The 18105-nt window shown below is 53.1% G+C and carries 16 protein-coding genes; 8 read left to right on the forward strand and 8 right to left on the reverse strand.

Going from position 1 to position 18105, the window contains the following annotated elements; all coding sequences use genetic code 11:
• Nucleotides 1-66: 66 nt before the first annotated feature.
• Nucleotides 67-1953 carry an AsmA family protein gene (locus tag KU854_RS22820; protein ID WP_218360580.1) on the forward strand — a complete coding sequence of 629 codons (1887 nt, stop codon included), beginning with the start codon at nt 67-69 and terminating at the stop codon, nt 1951-1953.
• Between the two features lie 21 nt (nt 1954-1974).
• Here KU854_RS22820 and KU854_RS22825 read toward each other — a convergent pair whose 3' ends face one another.
• Genes KU854_RS22825 through KU854_RS22835 form a run of 3 tightly spaced genes read right to left on the reverse strand, consistent with a single transcriptional unit; the run spans nt 1975 to nt 4299 of the window.
• On the reverse strand, nt 1975-2919 hold the full coding sequence (locus KU854_RS22825; RefSeq protein ID WP_218360581.1) for a bifunctional GNAT family N-acetyltransferase/hotdog fold thioesterase: 945 nt from the start codon (nt 2917-2919) through the stop codon (nt 1975-1977).
• 30 nt (nt 2920-2949) lie between these two features.
• Nucleotides 2950-3384, reverse strand: coding sequence for a D-aminoacyl-tRNA deacylase (gene dtd / locus KU854_RS22830; RefSeq protein WP_218360582.1), 435 nt, complete (start codon nt 3382-3384; stop codon nt 2950-2952).
• Nucleotides 3385-3405: 21 nt separating this feature from the next.
• On the reverse strand, nt 3406-4299 hold the full coding sequence (locus tag KU854_RS22835; protein ID WP_218360583.1) for a virulence factor BrkB family protein: 894 nt from the start codon (nt 4297-4299) through the stop codon (nt 3406-3408).
• A gap of 81 nt (nt 4300-4380) precedes the next feature.
• On the opposite strand from KU854_RS22835, the gene KU854_RS22840 reads away from it, so the two are divergent.
• Together KU854_RS22840 and KU854_RS22845 are read left to right on the forward strand one after the other, a co-directional pair.
• Nucleotides 4381-5016, forward strand: coding sequence for a DUF2959 domain-containing protein (locus KU854_RS22840; RefSeq protein ID WP_336245274.1), 636 nt, complete (start codon nt 4381-4383; stop codon nt 5014-5016).
• Nucleotides 5017-5139: 123 nt separating this feature from the next.
• On the forward strand, nt 5140-5388 hold the full coding sequence (locus tag KU854_RS22845; protein WP_218360584.1) for a GlsB/YeaQ/YmgE family stress response membrane protein: 249 nt from the start codon (nt 5140-5142) through the stop codon (nt 5386-5388).
• 67 nt (nt 5389-5455) lie between these two features.
• Here the strand turns inward: KU854_RS22845 and typA are convergent, their stop codons facing one another.
• Entirely contained in the window at nt 5456-7285 is a 1830-nt protein-coding gene (gene typA / locus KU854_RS22850) for a translational GTPase TypA (protein WP_218360585.1), read from the reverse strand.
• Between the two features lie 627 nt (nt 7286-7912).
• Here typA and glnA point away from each other — a divergent pair.
• The 5 genes from glnA (at nt 7913) to add (ending at nt 13743) form a co-directional block, all read left to right on the forward strand.
• Nucleotides 7913-9322, forward strand: coding sequence for a glutamate--ammonia ligase (glnA, locus tag KU854_RS22855; RefSeq protein ID WP_218360586.1), 1410 nt, complete (start codon nt 7913-7915; stop codon nt 9320-9322).
• A gap of 125 nt (nt 9323-9447) precedes the next feature.
• A complete protein-coding gene (locus tag KU854_RS22860; protein WP_218360587.1) occupies nt 9448-10014 on the forward strand; it encodes a DUF4124 domain-containing protein in 567 nt (188 codons plus the stop codon).
• Between the two features lie 119 nt (nt 10015-10133).
• Nucleotides 10134-11177, forward strand: a complete 1044-nt coding sequence (gene glnL / locus KU854_RS22865) for a nitrogen regulation protein NR(II) (protein ID WP_336245275.1) — start codon at nt 10134-10136, stop codon at nt 11175-11177.
• 9 nt (nt 11178-11186) lie between these two features.
• Entirely contained in the window at nt 11187-12593 is a 1407-nt protein-coding gene (gene glnG, locus KU854_RS22870; RefSeq protein ID WP_218360588.1) for a nitrogen regulation protein NR(I), read from the forward strand.
• Between the two features lie 145 nt (nt 12594-12738).
• Nucleotides 12739-13743, forward strand: a complete 1005-nt coding sequence (add, locus tag KU854_RS22875) for an adenosine deaminase (RefSeq protein WP_218360589.1) — start codon at nt 12739-12741, stop codon at nt 13741-13743.
• 312 nt (nt 13744-14055) lie between these two features.
• Here add and hemN read toward each other — a convergent pair whose 3' ends face one another.
• The 4 genes from hemN to KU854_RS22895 all read right to left on the reverse strand — a co-directional run bounded on the left by hemN (nt 14056) and on the right by KU854_RS22895 (nt 17261).
• Complete coding sequence (hemN, locus tag KU854_RS22880; protein ID WP_218360590.1) at nt 14056-15429, reverse strand: oxygen-independent coproporphyrinogen III oxidase; 1374 nt, start codon at nt 15427-15429, stop codon at nt 14056-14058.
• A 135-nt stretch (nt 15430-15564) separates the two neighbouring features.
• Nucleotides 15565-16062, reverse strand: coding sequence for a DUF2489 domain-containing protein (locus tag KU854_RS22885; RefSeq protein WP_218360591.1), 498 nt, complete (start codon nt 16060-16062; stop codon nt 15565-15567).
• Entirely contained in the window at nt 16063-16605 is a 543-nt protein-coding gene (gene yihI / locus KU854_RS22890; RefSeq protein ID WP_218360592.1) for a Der GTPase-activating protein YihI, read from the reverse strand.
• Nucleotides 16602-17261, reverse strand: coding sequence for a class I SAM-dependent methyltransferase (locus KU854_RS22895; protein WP_218360593.1), 660 nt, complete (start codon nt 17259-17261; stop codon nt 16602-16604). Before KU854_RS22895 ends, yihI begins: the two co-directional genes overlap by 4 nt.
• Between the last annotated feature and the right edge of the window lie 844 nt (nt 17262-18105).

Raw genomic sequence — 18105 nt, forward strand, 5'->3', positions numbered from 1 at the left:
TTTTTTACGCCAACCTCATTATCACCCGCACATCATGGCGAAACCGTTGAAGAGAGAAGTTGCCACATGCGTTTGCTTGCCAAGCTGATTGCCTCGCTCGTGATCCTGCTCCTGGTTACCCTGGGTACATTCTTAACCGTGCTCAGTACCGACTATGGCTTGCCACTGGCGACCTCAACAGTGGACAAAGTCACGCCGTACCGCTTTCAGGCAGAGAAACTCGAATACGATGTACTTTCGCCTTTCTCCCTGACGATCACCTCACCGCAGCTGACGCAAAAGGACAATGATGCCAACTCCCTCAGCGCAGAATACCTTTCGCTGAACCTGTCATTGTTCGACACCCTGCTCGGTACGCTCTCGCTCAACAATGTGGTAGTACGCGACGCTTCTCTCAGCGAAGATGTTCAGAACCACCTGCCTGATTCCCTGTTTATCAAACACCTGGCAATGGACGGCGTAAGCTATCAGGGCAAATTTCTGCGCTTTGGAAATGCAGACATTCAATTGTCTGACTGGAAAAACAGTGAGAAACCCTGGGGTGAGTGGCAAGGAGAATTCCTGTTTTCTGCCCCCCGGGCCGACATTGACGGCCAGCCGTTGACCAACCTGTTACTTGACAGCGAGTTTATCGGCGACAAATGGGAAGTGTGGGGACTTTCTTTTAACAGCCCTTTTGGCAACGTGACTGGCAGTGCCACACAGGAGAGTGCGCGCTGGACATTGCATCAGCTGACACTCAGTGATGCCCGCATTGAACCCAGCGACAGCCTGGACAGGCTGATTAACCAATGGGCAACTGTCAGCCCGTCACTGGATATTGCCCTGCGACGCTTTGACCTGTTGGACATCAGTGCTTCGCTGCCCGGATTAACCGTCGAACACCTCAACCTTTCTGCGCAATCGGTATACCTGAAAAATGGCGAACTGGTGTGGGCACCCCGTGATATCCGCTCCCTGCTTTCCTTCAATGCCAGCCTGATCCACCGTGCGCCCTGGGTTCTGACGGATGTACTGGCCGATATTGCCCTCTCCCCTTCTATGATTGATGTCAGCGCCTTTTCCACCAAAATCAACGACGAGGGGTTTGTCTCCGTTTCCGGCAAACTCGACAGCGGCACACTCGCCCTTCGCAACCTGACCCTGAGCGGACTGGATATCGATATGTCCAGCGACATGCTGGCAACCGCACAGGGACAGTGGAGCGTGTTGAACACTATCACCGTGGAAGAGGTCTCGGTTCGCCATACTGGCATCACATTGGCCGATCCTGAGTTTCCCTTGCTCATCGCCGGTCTGAATTTGGATGGAGAGCAACTGACACTGCGCCAGGAAGGACTGAACGGCATGTGGCAAGGCACACTGACTGCGAGCGCCGCCGCGGCCAGTATCAACCGCATTCCGGTATCGAGCCCCTATGCGGCCATGCGCGTAGAAAACGGTGTATGGCGGATGGATCCCCTGAATCTCTCCTTCCAGACGGGTCAACTCGAAGCCAGGGCAACCCTCAACCTCACCAACCCCAGCCATCCCTGGACTTTGTCTGTTGACGGCTTGAGCATCCCCACAGACATTTACCGCCAATGGCTGATGGCTTCGCTGCCACTGAGTGGTGAGCACGACATCAACGTCTCCCTGTCAGGACTGGGGGCAGACAAAGACAGCTTTGCCTACAGCCTGACAGGCACGCTTTCAGCCCAGCCCCAGCGAACCCTGTTGCTCGCGCCGGCGCAGCAGCCCCTGGCACAAAGCCTGACCAGCCTGTTCACAGCAAGCCAACCACCGATGACAGATGCGTCATTACTGGCGGTGGGGGATATCAAGGTGAACGCAGATCGGGGGCGTATTTCACTGCAACCGGTCACTATCCGTCAGGAAAACCGGCAATTCTCCCTCTCCGGACAATGGGATTTAGTTACCGGCGAGGGGAGTCTTGGGCTGGATAAACGGTGAGTTTGGTGGGGCGAGGTTGCCCTACCCGAAAAGTCGGGTCTGCAACTGCATAGCATCTGGCTTGACTGCTTTTTCCGGCATCAGCACATAGGTACCACTGAAGGTGCCGGCTTCCTCCTCACCGCTGTAAATGGTCACTTCCATTTTTACCCGCGCCCTGCGGCCACTGGCTAAGCGATCAAGATCGCCACTCAGGCTGTCGAGAGACACCGCAGCACGCGGCCGTGAGACCACAGGCTTACGGTAACGAATATGGCTGTCAGCCAGCACAATACTTGCCGAAAGTTGCCGCTCTTTCATCAACAGCCACACCATGCCCCACCCTGCCAGCGTTGCCATACTGAAGACACTGCCTGCAAACATGGAGTCATGGGGATTAAGATTGGCATTGAGCAGAGCGCTCACTTCAAAACGGTAACCGGTGAACTGGGAGATCCGTACCCCCATTTTGTCACTGATAGGAATTTGCTGTTTCCAGCGTTGCTGAAGCTCCTGACACCATTCCGGGCGGCGCACCACGTCAGACATTAAATCCAACGGTTTAAGCATTTGCTGGTGACGTACAGGGCCACGCTCTTCACTGAGCGCCCCCTGATTGACAAAACCATTGGCGCTGTAAAAGCCAATGGCATCTTCGCGGGCATTACAGACCAGCCGTTTTGCCCCTTCCTGACGCGCCAGGGATTCCAGCGTCATCAGAATAAGGGCGCCCAGACCACGTTCACGGTATTGAGGTGCCACGGCCATATAACGGATCTGACCATCGTTATCCGGGGTCAGATAGAGCCGCCCTGCCGCCACGGGATCGCCCTTGGCGTCAATAATCATCCGGTGATGCGCGGCCACATCATAGGCATCGCGCTCTGAACCTTCCGGCATCCGCCAAGGCTCACGCAGCATCTTCCAGCGAAAGTAAAAATACGCCTGAAGCTCTTCATCCGTGGTGGGCGTGATCAGTCGAAACATCCCTTTCTCCTTGTAAGCCCGCCTTGGCTGTCAGACCTGCAACCAGAAGGTTACCGGGCCATCATTCACCAGGCTGACTTTCATGTCTGCGGCAAAAATGCCATTTTCAGTTTTGACACCGGATTCACGGCAATAGTGCGAAAACAGTTGATACAAACGATCCGCTTCTGCCGGAGGCGCGCCATTGAAGCTCGGGCGCATGCCTTTGTTGGTGTCCGCCGCCAGGGTGAACTGGGAAACCACCAGCACGTCACCGCCAGCCTGCTGGACATTAAGGTTCATCTTGCCGTTTTCGTCCTCGAAAATACGGTAGCCCAGCACTTTCTCATGCAGCCGATGCGCCTTTTTGTCGTCATCGCCTTTTTCCACACCCAGCAGTACCAACAACCCTTTGCCAATCGCACCGACGGCTTTGCCATCGACCACCACATTGGCTTCGCTTACTCGCTGGATAAGCGCAATCATAGCAGCTCCTTTCTTATCATCTTAATTATCAGTAAGTTGTTCTTTTTTGTCGACCGCCACCAGATCCCACATCTTGCGCTCGCCGAGCGCCGCAGTCACTTCTGCACCTACCAATACGATGCACCAGCTGAGGTAGACCCAGACAAACAGCAGCGGCACCACTGCCAGCGCGCCGTATATCAGTTCATAAGACGGAAAGTTGGTGGCGTAAAAGGCAAAGCCCTTTTTGCTGAATTCAAACAGTATGCTGGCAGTCACAGCGCCAATAAAGGCATGACCCAAACTCACTTGGCAGTTCGGCACCAGGGTATACAACCCCAGGAAAGCCAGCGATGTCAGGACAAACGGCAGAAGCTTCAATAATGCCGGCGCCCATACATCTGCCCCCTCTATGTTGAGCAAATTGAGGGAGCCCAGGTAGGAGCTGACACCCAGACTGCTTCCCACCAGCACCGGCCCCAAGGTCAATACCATCCAGTAAATGGAAAAAGAGACCACCAGCGCGCGCTTGTGGCGCACCCGCCAGATGTAGTTAAGACTCTTGTCGATAGCCGAAATCAGCATCAGGGCTACCACAAACAGAAAGGCGACACCCACGGCTGTCATTTTGCCGGCATTAGCGACAAACTGGTTGAGATACTGCTCCAGTGCATCGCCCGAGGCGGGCACAAAATTGTGCAGGACAAAAGAACGGATTTGATCCCCTGCTTCCGCAAAACCGGGAATGAGCGAGAGCGCTGACAACACGACGGTGATCAGCGGAACCAGGGAAAGCAAGGTGACATAGGCCATGTAACCGGCAGTCACAGTCAGGCGATCGTGAATGACACGGCGAACCAAATGCCGCGCAAAAGTAAACGTCAATTGCCCGGTACGGGACACAGTTTGCTTGAGTCGTTCCAAAGCTTCATCCATAGTTTTAATCGAGAAAATTAATCATATACCCAAGTGGCTTTCATTTGCTTGGCAATCCTACGTCGTAACAAGGAGTTTACCGTGCGTATTATTTCTTCCCTGCTGCTTATCTTCACCCTGACAGGGTGCCAGTCCGCCTATTATGCCACTATGGAGCAGGTAGGCATTCACAAGCGAGACATTATGACTGACCGCGTTGAAGCAGCCTCAGAGGCCCAGGAAGAGGCCAGCGAGCAATTTACCAGTGCACTGGAAGCCCTGAGTACCTTAACCCAGTTTGATGGCGGTGAGTTGCAAACTATGTACGACACCATCAACGAACAATACCTCGACAGTGAAGAAGCGGTGGAAAATGTCCGGGATCGGATTGGCGCTGTCGAGGATGTGTCTGATGCCCTGTTTGATGAATGGCGCGATGAGCTGGATTTGTACACCAGCGCTTCCCTGCGCCGGGACAGCGAAAGAAAACTAAAGGAAACCGAGCGCAGTTATTCCCAAATGCTGGCCGCCATGAAAAAAGCGGAGAGCAAGATGACTCCGGTGCTCAATACCTTGCGTGATAACACCTTGTACCTTAAACACAACCTCAATGCAGCGGCCATTGGCTCACTGAAAAGTGAGTTTGCCGGTCTGGAGCGTGAAATCAATCGTGCCATCAAAGACATGAAAGTTGCGATTGCGGAGTCAGATCGTTTCCTCGCGACCCTGAACAGATAGTGTCTTACAGGATTCTCTAATGTGAGTCACACCGTGTGAGACAAATTCACTTAATGTTGGCTCAGGCAAATTCGTGCCTGCATTCAACGGTATGACACCGTCTCTCAACACGGAGGAGAACGCATGAGCATTATCTCATGGATTATTCTGGGGCTGCTCGCCGGTATTCTGGCTAAGTGGATCATGCCCGGCAAAGATGGCGGCGGCTTTATCATGACGACCCTGCTCGGTATCGCCGGTGCGGTCGTTGGTGGCTGGGTAAGCACTCTGCTGGGTATTGGCACCACAGGTGGCTTGAGTATTGGCAGTATTGTAATGGCAACGGTGGGTGCGCTGATCCTGCTGTTTCTCTACAACCGCTTCGCCCGCTAACCACCATCCAATAGATACAAAAAAGCCTCCGCAGTGCGGAGGCTTTTTCTTACAGCGTCAGTAAAACTTACTTGCTGCCGCGGCTTGCGCGTTTACGATCAGTTTCCGTCAGCAGTTTCTTACGGATACGGATGCTTTCTGGGGTTACTTCTACCAGTTCGTCGTCATCGATGAATTCCAGCGCCTGCTCAAGGGTGTACTTGATTGGCGTGGTCAGCACCTGCGCGTCATCAGTACCTGATGCGCGAACGTTGGTCAGTTGCTTACCTTTCAGCGCGTTTACAGTCAGGTCGTTGTCACGGCTGTGGATACCGATAACCATACCTTCGTAAACTTCAACACCGTGACCGATGAACAGACGACCGCGCTCCTGCAGGTTGAACAGGGCGTTAGTCAAGGCTTTACCGGTTGCGTTCGCAATCAGTACACCGTTGTTACGCTGACCGATGTTACCGCCTTTGTGTGGGCCGTAGTGGTCAAACGTGTGGTACATCAGGCCAGAACCTGAAGTCAGGGTCATGAACTCAGTCTGGAAGCCGATCAGGCCACGAGATGGCATGATGAAGTCCATACGAACACGGCCTTTACCGTCTGGAGACATGTCGCGCAGTTCACCTTTACGCAGACCGATTTTCTCCATGATGCCGCCCTGGTGCTCTTCCTGCACGTCGATGGTCACGGTTTCAAACGGTTCCATCAGCTGGCCGTTCTCTTCCTTGATGATTACTTCAGGACGAGATACAGCAAGCTCGAAGCCTTCACGACGCATGTTTTCGATCAGGATTGACAGGTGCAGTTCACCACGGCCTGAAACGCGGAATTTGTCCGGGTCTTCAGTTTCTTCAACGCGCAGTGCAACGTTGTGTACCAGCTCTTTCTGCAGACGCTCAAGGATGTTACGTGAAGTAACGTACTTACCTTCTTTACCTGCAAACGGAGAGGTGTTCACCTGGAAGGTCATGGTTACGGTTGGTTCGTCAACTGACAGCGCTGGCAGCGCTTCAACGCAGTTTACGTCACAGATGGTGTCAGAGATTTTCAGCTCACCCAGACCTGTGATTGCAACAATGTCACCTGCCGCTGCAGAGTCAACGTCGTGACGCTCCAGACCCAGGTAACCCAATACCGTACCTACTTTACCGTTACGGGTTTTGCCGTCAGCACCAACGATAGTCACTTGTTGGTTAGGCTTAACAGAACCACGGGTTACACGGCCAACACCGATAACACCTACGTAAGAGCTGTAATCCAGCTGAGAGATCTGCATTTGCAGAGAGCCGTTAACATCAACTTCTGGTGCAGATACGTTGTCAACGATCGCCTGGAACAGTGGTTCCATGTTGTCGCCAGTCTCGCCTTCTTCCAGTGTCGCCCAGCCGTTCAGTGCTGATGCGTAAACCACTTGGAAGTCCAACTGCTCGTCGGTCGCACCCAGGTTGTCAAACAGGTCAAATACTTGATCCATAACCCAGTCAGGACGCGCGCCAGGGCGGTCGATTTTGTTGATAACAACGATTGGCTTCAGGCCGTGCGCAAACGCTTTTTGCGTTACGAAACGGGTTTGAGGCATTGGGCCGTCAACCGCGTCAACGATCAGCAGAACAGAGTCAACCATTGACATGATACGCTCTACTTCACCACCGAAGTCTGCGTGTCCCGGGGTGTCAACGATGTTGATGCGGTAATCATTCCAGTTGATAGCGGTGTTTTTCGCCAGAATGGTAATGCCACGCTCTTTCTCGATGTCGTTCGAGTCCATGACGCGTTCTTCGTGCTCGCCACGGGTTTCCAGGGTGCCAGACTGCTGAAGCAGTTTGTCAACCAGGGTAGTTTTGCCGTGGTCAACGTGCGCGATGATCGCGATATTTCTCAGTTTATCTATCTGTACAGTAGACATGGGTTCTCTTTCACTCAAAAAAGATGTGTCGCCAAAAGCCATCAGCCCTTTCAGACTGAAAGCGCTCACCGCCACTTGATTAAAAAAACGGCCGTAATTTACCAGATTTTTATTGAAAACCCACGAAATATGTGACTCAGGATCAATTTATATTTCGCAGGGATTGATAATGGAGGGCGATTTCGCCGCTTCGCACTTCCCTCAACCCGTTGATTTGCCCTGACAGTGGGCGAATCCTGCGCCACAAATGGGCAAGGAAAACACCAAAATATAGCAGCAAAATATTTTTTGGTGGCCACAACGGCCAACCGCACTCTTTCGATCCAAGTCACAGCTCAGAGATTGTCTTCACGCCGAGTGATTTCTGCCGTTGACAACAACCTTCAACCACTGCTGAATGAATTGATTGGCACGCAATCCTTCCATTGCACCATGTTGGTGCGGACGCGCACCAAGATTGATCGAAAGATCACAAAAATCAGCGTCATCATCACCTAAACACAGGGAATGACTGGGATTTAAAACTTGGCACACTTTTCGCTTTAGTGGAGCCAGACCCACTTTTTGGTGGAGCGCACGACGCCACTTCGCCAAGTTAGAGAACAATGACACCGGAGGTTTATTCACATGTCAGTAGAAAACGTACTCGCCTTAATCCAAGAGCACGAAGTTAAGTTTGTTGACCTGCGCTTCACCGATACCAAAGGTAAAGAGCAGCATATTTCTATCCCAGCGCACCAAATCGACGCGGACTTCTTTGAAGACGGCAAGATGTTCGATGGTTCGTCTGTTGCAGGTTGGAAAGGTATTAACGAGTCAGACATGGTGATGATGCCTGACGCATCTTCTGCGGTTCTCGACCCATTCACTGAAGATGCGACCCTGAACATCCGCTGTGACATCCTTGAGCCGGCAACCATGCAAGGTTACGACCGTGACCCACGCTCAATCGCAAAACGCGCTGAAGACTACATGCGCTCTACCGGCATTGCAGACACCGTTCTGATTGGTCCAGAGCCAGAATTCTTCCTATTCGACGACGTGAAGTTCTCGACTGACATGTCAGGTTCTTTCTTCAAGATCGATGACGTGGAAGCAGCATGGAACACAGGTTCTGATTACGAAGGCGGTAACAAAGGTCACCGTCCTGGCGTGAAAGGCGGTTACTTCCCGGTAGCACCGGTTGATTCATCACAAGACATCCGTTCAGCAATGTGTCTGGTTATGGAAGAGATGGGTCTGGTTGTAGAAGCGCACCACCACGAAGTAGCAACGGCTGGTCAGAACGAAATCGCAACCCGTTTCAACACCCTGACCACCAAAGCGGACGAAATCCAAATCTACAAGTACGTTGTTCACAACGTGGCACACGCGTTCGGTAAGACAGCGACTTTCATGCCTAAACCACTGGTTGGTGACAACGGCTCAGGTATGCACGTTCACCAGTCTCTGGCGAAAGACGGCGTTAACCTGTTTGCAGGCGACAAGTACGGCGGCCTGTCTGAGACAGCACTGTACTACATCGGCGGTATCATCAAGCACGCACGTGCGATCAACGCCTTTGCTAACCCATCAACCAACTCTTACAAGCGTCTGGTTCCTCACTTCGAAGCACCAGTTATGCTGGCATACTCTGCACGTAACCGTTCAGCGTCTATCCGTATCCCAGTGGTACCAAGCCCAAAAGCACGCCGTATCGAAGTTCGCTTCGGCGATCCAGCAGCGAACCCATACCTGGCGTTTGCAGCCATGCTGATGGCGGGTCTTGACGGTATCAAGAACAAGATCCACCCTGGCGATGCAATGGACAAAGACCTGTACGACCTGCCAGCAGAAGAAGCTGCAGAGATTCCAAAAGTAGCAGAATCGCTGAAGCAAGCGCTGGAGTGCCTGAGCGATGACCGCGAATTCCTGACTGCAGGCGGCGTATTCTCTGACGATTTCATCGATTCTTACATCGCTCTGAAATCTCAGGACGTAGAGCGCGTGAACACTGCGGTTCACCCACTGGAATTTGAACTGTATTACTCAGTGTAATTCACGAAATAACACTGAAAATCAATGGGCTCGCTCACAGGCGAGCCCTTTTTTTGTTGTCTGTATTTTCGCCGGGCGCAGAATGGTTCCGTTGGCACTCACGCCGGAAACCACAAGGAATTTTCATGCAACGCTCGACAATCCTTTCGCTGCTCCTTTTTGGTGCAATGACAAACGTCGCAGCCGCTGGCGAATATTACCGCTGGGTGGATGAGAAAGGGACGCTCCATTTCAGTGACTCGCCGCCAGAGGTCAGCCTGGAGATAGAGGTCGATATCAGCCCGCTGCAATTGCCGTCGCAGCCAGACAACCAACTGATGCCGGACTCCCCGGACACTCCGCCATCGCCGCTTTCCCCGCCCGAACCTGCGCTTGCAAGCACCATCAAACTCCTTTCCCCCGCTGATGATGCTACTCTGCGCAATAATCAGGGCGATATCACCTTGAAAATCGCGACGGATCTGCCTCTGGGTAAAGACCAGTCTGTCAGGGCAGTGATTGACGGTAAAGCACAGGCAGCCAAAAAGTCATCCTCCCTGTCTCTCAGCAACGTCGACCGTGGCAGCCACACCATAAAGGTGCAACTGCTACAAAATGGCAAGGTAATTGCAGCATCCCCTTCAATCACTGTGTTCTTGCACCGGGCAATCCAACACAAAGCCCCGCCCGCTGGGAAACCAACCCCGCTTTAACACAGCCTGAGGCATAAAGGGCGCACGCCGCGAAGAAATCCTCCCGCTGACGCTGCGCCAATATGCACGATAAGGTAAACTTCAATGCACCACTATGGTGCAAACAATAGGAAGCTGATGTGGCCTCGTTGACTGAAACCGTCATGGATAACCTGATCACCGCCGTTCTGGTCCTCGACCAGGAGTTGATGGTGACTTACGCCAACCCGGCAGCAGAGCAACTGTTCTGCCTCAGCGAACGCCGCTTGCGGGAACATCCCCTCACCGAACTGGTGCAACACTGCTCGGTCGATCTGGAACTGGTAAAAGCCACCCTCGACAGCGGACAAAGCCTGACAGACAGCGATGTCACTCTGGTGGTCGATGGCAATCAGCGTAAGGTTGAGTTGAGCGCTAGCCCACTGATGTGGGCGCGAAGCCCCTCCATGTTGATTGAACTCAAAGCCATTGGTCACCAGCAACAGATCAGCCGTGAGCTTCAGCAACAGGCGCAGCAGCAGGCGGCAAAAGAGTTGGTTCGCGGCCTGGCCCACGAGATTAAAAACCCGCTGGGTGGACTGCGCGGTGCGGCGCAGCTTCTGGAAAAGATGTTGCCCGACCCAAGTCTGGGTGAATACACCCGCATCATCATTGAACAGGCCGATCGCCTGCGCAACCTGGTAGACCGCCTGTTGGGGCCACAGAAGCCGGGGCACCGCCAGCAGGAAAACATTCATGTGGTGATCGAGAAAGTGCGCCAGTTGGTGGAGCTTGGCTACCATGTGCACGTAACACGTGATTACGACCCGAGCCTGCCGGATATCGAGATGGATCCGGAGCAGATGGAGCAGGCTATTCTCAACGTGGTTAACAATGCCGCCCAGATTCTGGCGGATACACCCAACCCGGAAATTACCCTGCGTACCCGCACCGAACACCAGGTGGTTATAAACGGAAAACGTCACCGCCTTGCCGCACGTATTGATGTGATTGATAACGGGCCAGGAATTGCGCCAGAGCTTCAGGACACCCTGTTCTACCCCATGGTATCCGGCCGGGCAGGTGGCACCGGGCTTGGACTTTCTATCACCCGGAACCTTATCGACCAGCACCAGGGCAAAGTACTGGTCAACAGCTGGCCGGGCAGTACCACATTCACCATTTTGCTACCCATTCGACGCTAAGGGGAGATTATGAGCAAAGGACTAATCTGGGTCGTTGATGACGACAGCTCAATCCGCTGGGTGCTCGAGCGAACACTTGGCGCTGCCGGGCTGGCATGCGAAACCTTTGCCGACGCCGACAGCGTGCTCGAAGCACTGCACCGCGAAGTACCGGATGTTCTGGTGTCCGATATCCGCATGCCGGGCACAGACGGCTTTGCCCTGCTAAACCGCCTGCAGTCGGAATACCCGACCCTGCCGGTGATCATCATGACCGCGCACTCCGATTTGGATGCCGCGGTCAGCGCCTACCAGAAAGGGGCATTTGAATACCTGCCAAAGCCGTTTGATATCGATGAGGCTGTGGCATTAGTAGAGCGCGCCGTGGCACACAGCCAGGAACAAAAGCGCCAGCGCGTGCCCAAAGAAACCGTGGAGCGTGCGCCGGAAATTATCGGTGAAGCGCCCTCCATGCAGGAGGTGTTCCGCGCCATTGGCCGCCTTTCCCGCTCCTCAATTTCCGTGCTGATCAATGGGGAATCAGGGACAGGTAAAGAGCTGGTTGCCCACGCCCTGCACCGCCACAGCCCACGTGCGACCAATTCCTTTATCGCCCTCAACATGGCGGCGATCCCCAAAGACCTGATTGAATCTGAACTGTTTGGTCACGAAAAAGGCGCGTTTACCGGTGCCAACAGTGTCCGTCAGGGCCGTTTCGAACAGGCCAACGGCGGCACCCTGTTTCTGGATGAAATCGGTGACATGCCTCTGGATATCCAAACCCGCCTGCTTCGGGTACTGGCGGATGGCCAGTTCTACCGTGTCGGCGGTCACCAGGCGATCAAAGTGGATGTACGCATCATCGCAGCAACCCACCAGAACCTGGAAAAACTGGTGGCTGACGGCAGCTTCCGGGAAGATTTATTCCACCGCCTGAATGTGATCCGTGTGCACCTGCCGCCGCTGCGTGAACGCCGCCAGGATATCGGCCAGCTCGCCAAACATTTTCTCAAGCGCGCGTCGGATGAACTCGACATTGAAGTGAAATCCCTGCACCCGACCACGCTCGATTTAATGGCCAGCCTCTCCTGGCCGGGTAACGTACGCCAGCTGGAAAATACCTGTCGCTGGCTGACAGTGATGGCCAGCGGCAAAGAAGTGCTGCCGGAAGATTTACCGCCGGAGCTGATGCAGCCGGAATCGCTGGAAAATGACGGCGACAGTGACAGCTGGCAACAGGCGCTGTCCCAATGGGCACGGTTATCACTGGACAAAGGTGACGACAACCTGCTGCGCGAAGCGTTGCCGGAATTTGAGCGCATCCTTTTGCGCGAGGCGTTGAACCACACCCGTGGCCATAAACAGGAAGCGGCAAAACTGCTCGGCTGGGGACGCAACACCCTCACCCGAAAGCTTAAAGAGCTGCAAATGCCGTGAGAACGCCCAAAAGGTTCACGATTTAAACAAAAATGGTAAACAAACTTTTCAAAACCGCCTTTTTAGGCGGTTTCGCTTTTCTGCCCTGCTGACGACCTTGTCGATAGCCCTTATACTCTCCAAAAGTTGATTTAAGGATATTCACATGATCGCAACCCACCTCCCTTTGACGGATCTGCACCGTCACCTTGATGGCAATATTCGTATTAGCACCATTCTGGATCTGGGTCAGAAATTTGGTATGGCGCTGCCGGCGACAACCATCGACGCACTGCGTCCACACGTTCAGGTTATGTCTAACGAACCGGATCTGGTTGGTTTCCTGACAAAACTGGATTGGGGCGTCGCAGTTCTGGGCGATCTGGATGCGGTTCGCCGCGTCGCGTATGAAAACGTGGAAGATGCGCTTAATGCGCGCATTGATTACGCTGAACTGCGTTTCTCCCCTTACTACATGGCAATGAAACACCAGCTGCCGGTACAAGGTGTGGTGGAAGCCGTGATTGATGGCGTGCAGGCGGGCAGCCGCGACTTTGGCGTGAAAACCAACCTGATTGGCATTATGAGCCGCACCTTTGGCACTGACGCTTGCATGCTGGAACTCGATGCCCTGCTGGCACTGAAGCAACACCTGGTGGCCATCGATTTGGCCGGTGACGAACTGGGTCAACCGGGCCATCAGTTCAATGATCACTTCGCCAAGGTGCGTAAAGCAGATCTGAATGTCACGGTACACGCCGGTGAGGCGGCTGGCGCACAAAGCATGTGGCAGGCGATCAATGAACTGGGCGCAACCCGTATTGGCCATGGCGTGAAAGCGATTGAAGACCCTGCGCTGATGGAATACCTGGCCAAGCACCGCATCGGTATTGAGTCCTGCCTGACCTCCAACGTGCAAACCAGCACGGTTGAATCGCTGGCTACCCACCCGGTGAAACAGTTCCTGGCTGAGGGGATTCTGGCAACCCTGAACACGGATGACCCGGCAGTATCGGGGATTGAACTGCCGCACGAGTACGAAGTGGCAGCGCCGGCTGCGGGCCTGACACAGGCGCAGATCACCCAGCTTCAGGCCAATGGCCTTGAGATCGCTTTCCTGTCCGACAGTGAAAAGGCAGCGCTGAAAGCGAACGCAGCAGCACGCAACTAATCACCCGCGCCGCGGTGAGAATGACCTTTTCAACACCGGCGATTGCCGGTGTTTTTTTGTGCTCTGTTCGGCTACAATCGCGCCGCTTTAGTACATCAACCAACAACGCCGGATGAGACGCATCATGTTCGACGCACTGTTTACTGTGAATGAAATCGTTGCTGCGGGTCCAGGTCAACTGGCAGCGGCAGCGTTGGCCGTGGTGCTGGCGGTAGTCAGCATCGGCAGTGGCGCTTAAAAGCCACAGGGAATACGCCAAGAAAAAAGCCGCATTGCGGCTTTTTTCGTATTCGTCAGGTGTGCTTTTCGCGCTTAAATCACGCGAGAGAACTGCTGTTGACGGGCGCGGTCACGCAGGTAAGTATCAAAGCACATGCAGATATTGCGGATCAGCAAGCGGCCTTTGAGGGTTACCTCGATGGTATCAGCGGTCACTTCCACCAGCTCATCGTCGATAAAACACTGCAGCAACTGCAGGTCTTCTTTGAAGTGCTGGTCAAACTCAACACCGAATTCACGCTCAATCACCCGCTTGTCCAGGGTGAAATTGCAAATCAGGGATTTGATCACTTCACGGCGCAGGATGTCGTCGCTATCCAGCATCACCCCTTTCCAAAGCGCATGGCGTTGCTCGTCCACTTGGTGGTAGTACTTTTTCAGCTCTTTCTGGTTTTGCGCATAGCAATCACCAATCATAGAAATCGCCGATACACCCAGCCCTAGCAAATCACAATCGCCTTGGGTAGTGTACCCTTGGAAATTACGATGCAGTTTGCCTTCACGTTGTGCTACCGCCAGCTCATCGTCTGGCAGGGCAAAGTGATCCATCCCGATAAACTGATAACCGGCACCAGTCAGGGTGTTAATCGTCTGCTCCAGCATGGCCAGTTTTTCTTTCGGCGACGGTAAGGTGTCTTCTTTAATTTTACGCTGCGCCGCAAACAGCTGTGGCAGGTGGGCGTAGTTAAACACCGACAGGCGTCCTGGCTGCATAGCAATCACCTGCTCCAGGGTCTGGGCAAAGGTCGCCTCATTCTGGTGCGGCAGGCCGTAAATCAAGTCCAGGTTGGTTGAACGGAAACTCAGCTCTTTGGCGCGTACCACCATGGCTTTGATGAAAGCTTCATCCTGCTCACGGTTCACCGCTTTTTGCACGGTTTTATCGAAATCCTGAACACCGATGCTCAGGCGGTTGAAGCCCTCACTGCGCAGGTGGTCCAGCATATCCAGCTCAATCTCGCGCGGGTCAACTTCGATACTGATCTCGGCATCCGGTGACAGGCGGAACTCTTCACGCAGCAGGTTCATCAGCCGGGAGATTTGTGCCTTGGTCAGGAAAGTGGGTGTACCGCCGCCCCAATGCAACTGGGTGACATTGCGATCATGCAACAGGTAAGCACGCTGGCGGATTTCCAACTCCAGCGCATCCAGATACTGATCGGCTTTGTGAGCGTGGCGGGTGATCACCTTGTTACAACCACAGTAGTAGCAAAGCGTGTGACAAAATGGGATGTGCACATACAGCGACAGATTGCGATCCGGGTACTGGGTACACGCCATATCAAATTCCGCGGCGGTGAAAACCTCGTGGAATTCCAGTGCGGTTGGGTATGAGGTGTAGCGTGGCCCTGAGTAGTTGTACTTCTCAATCAGCGCCTGATCCCAGATGATTTGCTGCTTAGACATGTGTGGTTCCGCCAAAAAATGAACAACCGAACAGTGTTGTAACTGGCAATTTTGCCACACTCTTCGGTTGTTAATGAATTAATCCCGCCTGCGCGACGGGAAAACTGTTGCTCAGATCTTACCTTGACTGCACGCTCAGCTGGCCAGCGTGCGAACCGGCGTCATTTTTGCACCGGTAAACGCCAGAATTTCTTCCAGTTCAGTGTGGATAGCCTGTTGCAGGCGCGACTCCGCTTTCATGCGTTCCATGTCGAAGCGCATACGGTCGCGTTTTTCGATCTGCTTGCGAGCATCACCACGCGGCATGTCTTTTACAACATCGTACAGTTCGTACAGTGCCGGAAAGCGGGTCGGAAAATCGACCCGTTTGTCTCCCTGAAGGTGATCCATGATCATGTATAACCGGATGGCCGCTTCTGACAAATCGCACTGCTCTTGCAGGGTCGCCATCGCAATCACATCCACACTCTCAATGATTTTCAGGTTACGCTGCTTGATGGCTTCATTCATCGCCTTTTCCTGCATTTTGGTCTGCTGACGCAATTTCGCCAACAACCAGCCTGCATAGCCAGCCAACCCGAGAATAATGGCACCACCCAGCGCCAACACACCTATCGGAAGAGTCTCCAACACTTACTCCTGATCAAATTTGAAGTTTTCAAACTCCGCCAGCAGATCATCATCACCACGGCGTTTGTTTTTCTTCGGTGCCTCTTGCTCTGGCTGGTCTTCTTCAAACAAGCCAAGCTGCTTCATCAGCGCTTCGATGCGATCCAGTTTCTGATCCACGTACTGCTGCAGGCCAGCACCCAGTTTCTCGCCGTTTTCGAGACGATCCAGCAACACATTCAATTGCGCATCATTTTCCAGCATCTCCAGCTCCTGCGCAGCGCTCAGGCGACGGGCCTTCTTCGCTTCTGCAGATTTTGGATGCGGCTTGGCTTCCACAACCAGCGCAACAGGTTTCTTACTGCCCAGACGTGGGTCACGCTGCGCCTGTGCCTGACGCTGCTGCTCGGTTTTGCCTTCAGAGTGGCGGGAGCCTGCTTTCAGGCCCTTGCGCTTGTTTTTACGCTTACGCGCCAGCGCGGCAATGTCATCTTTGTTCAGTGACTTGTCGTTATATTGCGCTGGACCTTCAGAGCCAACTTTGCGGCCTTTTTTCTTGCGGGTCATTCGTTTTTCTTCCTCAGTAAAATTACGTCGTTACCAACAAAGTCCACGTCAAGACCATCACGTTCGGCTAAAAACCTGAACGTTTCGCGACTGAAAAAACTCACGTGGGTTGGGTCATTTTTGTAATGCCAGCTCTTGAAAGCATCGGCATCGATAACGAGTTTGGTCATGATGGCTAACCAGCCACCGGGTTTCACCAGACTCAGTAATTGTCTCCATTCCCTGTGAGGCATATAAAAGTGTTCAATCGCTTCGGTGCAGGTAACAAAATCGTAGGTTCGCTCCAGTGCGCTGATATTGGGCGCAAAATAGGGATCGTACACTGCCATTTCATGACTCGCTTCGCTCAGCATGGCTGCCAGCGCAGGCCCGGGACCACACCCAAAGTCTAACCCCTGCAAGCCTGAAGAACCCATTTTTTCCATAAGCGGTGTCGCGAGACGGCCCAGGAACTGACGGTAACCTTGGTCTTCAACCACATTTTCGTGCTTGTCATAGACCGCTTTTTCTTCTTCAGGTGGCAAAAGACACGCCGGATCGGCAAAAACCAGTGCGCATGTTCCGCAACGGAAATACTGCCGCCGTTTATCCTGCTCGAAGAATGAAACCGTCGCCGACTGACAAAGCGGGCAAGTTAAGGCGTGTTCGTCTTTCAATTTCCGTACCTGTTGATGCCAGAGAAGGTGGTGATCAAGGCGCGCACTCTGCCCTTGCCACGCTCAATCAAGAGTCAGTGACACAGAGTTATTGGGGATTTCTGCACCAATTTGAATGGCGGAAATGTAACAGAAAGCTGAATAAGAAAAAAGCGACAGGCACAGCCTGTCGCTCTATAGCGTTCTAATGAACGGATTTACCGTTTTCATCCCTAACAGTAATACCACATCCCGGTGAACAATTTTCCGTTTGTGCTTGGGCATCCTGCCGTTTTTATTCGAGTATTCACTCGCAACGTCCTGTCGTCATCACCGTCCTGGTGTGTGTCCTTCCTTCGTCCTGAAGGTGTCCATACTGAGTGTGAATCCGTCACACTGAATGCCATCCTGACAACACAACGTCCTGGTTTCTAAGGCTTTCCAAGCCTAAATCCGTTTGAATCCTAACCGCAGCCCTGCGTAATCGTCCTGATTATCCCTTTCCATGTCGTTATCCTGTCGACATAAATAAGTTTACGCATAAGCCGGTGCCAAAACAGGTGATACCTCACACTTTGGAAAGACCACTATTTGAGCACATCCATATCTCTATGAAATATAGAAACAAAACACAAAAACCAGCAAGTTTTTAATCCACTTTCTTTCTACGGTATGGCTGATCGCTTACAAAGTTGTGAGAGAAAATCGCAGCTTAAACTGAAAAAGGCAGCCTGAGCTTAATGCCGATCAGTTAAGAGATAAATGATCGGTTGAACGATCCAACAGATGGCTTATAAAGGCTCTAAGTCCCCATACTTAGAGCCTTTTATTTTGCAATTGACCACAGCCCTTACCCTCGCGAATC

Source organism: Enterovibrio paralichthyis (assembly GCF_019209835.1).
Classification (GTDB): Bacteria; Pseudomonadota; Gammaproteobacteria; order Enterobacterales; family Vibrionaceae; genus Enterovibrio; species Enterovibrio paralichthyis.

Coding starts and splice junctions, on each gene's coding strand:
- KU854_RS22860 (WP_218360587.1), top strand. CDS start 9,448: ATGCAACGCTCGACAATCCTTTCGCTGCTCCTTTTTGGTGCAATGACA.
- KU854_RS22845 (WP_218360584.1), top strand. CDS start 5,140: ATGAGCATTATCTCATGGATTATTCTGGGGCTGCTCGCCGGTATTCTG.
- KU854_RS22825 (WP_218360581.1), bottom strand. CDS start 2,919: ATGTTTCGACTGATCACGCCCACCACGGATGAAGAGCTTCAGGCGTAT.
- KU854_RS22835 (WP_218360583.1), bottom strand. CDS start 4,299: ATGGATGAAGCTTTGGAACGACTCAAGCAAACTGTGTCCCGTACCGGG.
- hemN (WP_218360590.1), bottom strand. CDS start 15,429: ATGTCTAAGCAGCAAATCATCTGGGATCAGGCGCTGATTGAGAAGTAC.
- typA (WP_218360585.1), bottom strand. CDS start 7,285: ATGTCTACTGTACAGATAGATAAACTGAGAAATATCGCGATCATCGCG.
- dtd (WP_218360582.1), bottom strand. CDS start 3,384: ATGATTGCGCTTATCCAGCGAGTAAGCGAAGCCAATGTGGTGGTCGAT.
- KU854_RS22820 (WP_218360580.1), top strand. CDS start 67: ATGCGTTTGCTTGCCAAGCTGATTGCCTCGCTCGTGATCCTGCTCCTG.
- add (WP_218360589.1), top strand. CDS start 12,739: ATGATCGCAACCCACCTCCCTTTGACGGATCTGCACCGTCACCTTGAT.
- glnA (WP_218360586.1), top strand. CDS start 7,913: ATGTCAGTAGAAAACGTACTCGCCTTAATCCAAGAGCACGAAGTTAAG.
- glnG (WP_218360588.1), top strand. CDS start 11,187: ATGAGCAAAGGACTAATCTGGGTCGTTGATGACGACAGCTCAATCCGC.
- yihI (WP_218360592.1), bottom strand. CDS start 16,605: ATGACCCGCAAGAAAAAAGGCCGCAAAGTTGGCTCTGAAGGTCCAGCG.